This is a genomic window from Bacillus sp. ME78 (assembly GCF_903970865.1).
In the GTDB taxonomy this organism is placed as follows: Bacteria; Bacillota; Bacilli; order Bacillales; family Bacillaceae_G; genus Bacillus_A; species Bacillus_A cereus.
On the sequence record NZ_CAJCKK010000081.1, the window covers coordinates 1 to 1180 of the forward strand.

Genomic DNA, 1180 nt, shown 5'->3' on the forward strand with positions numbered 1-1180 from the left:
GTGGTACGATGCTATTAGTGCTGAAAGTGTAAGAAGTGCTTTGAAAGAAGTTAGAGCATCTACAGTTAAAATTAAACTAAACAGTGGTGGTGGCGATGCCGATCAAGGTGTTGAGATTTATAATTACTTAAAGGACTTAGATAAAAAAGTCATTGTGGAAGTTACTTCACTAGCAGCTTCTGCTGCATCGATTATTGCAATGGCTGCAGACGAGATTGTTATGCGCACAGGTTCACGAATGATGATTCATGAAGCGTCAACAATAGCTTACGGAAACAAGCAGGATATTCAAAAAACATTGAATGCACTCGAAGCGTATGATGAGTCGATAGTTTCAATTTATCAGCAAAAAACAGGTAAAAGTCGTGAAGAGATTACAAATTTATTAGAAGCTGAAACGTGGTTTACTGCTGAACAAGCAGTACAAGAGGGTTTTGCTGACAAAGTAGAGTTTGATAATCGAGAAAGTGACAGTGGTATTACTGATGAACAGTTGGAACAGATTGTTAATAGGGTAACGAATAACTTACAACAAAATATGAATTTATCAAATAAACCTAATCCAGAACCACCACATTTACAAGTGGAGGGCAATCAAAAACGGAAAAGGTTTTTTTAATTCACAAAAATTAGGAGGAAATAATTATGGTTATTAAAATTAAAGGTACAATGGAAAACTTTGAAGCGAAAAAACAAGCATATATGAATCTGGTGAAAGCGGAAGATACAAAAATGGAGGATTTATCTGCTGCATTTGATGATATGTTTGATACTCTTGTAACGGATTTATCAGAAAAGATTTCAGCGCAAGCACGTATCGAAGCGCAAGACGCTCAAATTTTGACGTCACGTGGACAAAACGTTTTAACGTCTGAAGAACGTAAATTCTTTAATGCAGTTGTACAAGATGGGGGATTTAAGGATGATTCAATTCTTCCATATACTACACAAGAACGTGTATTTGAAGATTTAGTAACGGAACATCCATTACTTGAAGCAATTGGAATGCAAGATTTAGGAGCGGTAACGAAGTTTATTTATTCTGACGCAACAAAAGCGTATGCATGGGGAGAATTATTCGGTGATATTAGAGGGCAAATAAATGCAGCCTTTAGAGAAGAACAAATTGGGCAACTTAAATTAACTGCATTTAGTGCTATTCCAAATGACATGCTTGAAT

At 35.8% G+C, this 1180-nt stretch carries 1 protein-coding gene and 1 pseudogene; both read left to right on the forward strand.

Going from position 1 to position 1180, the window contains the following annotated elements; all coding sequences use genetic code 11:
• Window positions 1-619: head maturation protease, ClpP-related (locus tag H6481_RS28135; RefSeq protein ID WP_182813809.1), on the forward strand; the 619-nt coding region annotated here is incomplete at its 5' end.
• Window positions 620-645: 26 nt separating this feature from the next.
• Window positions 646-1180 (forward strand): annotated as a pseudogene (locus H6481_RS28140) (phage major capsid protein); the annotation flags it as partial.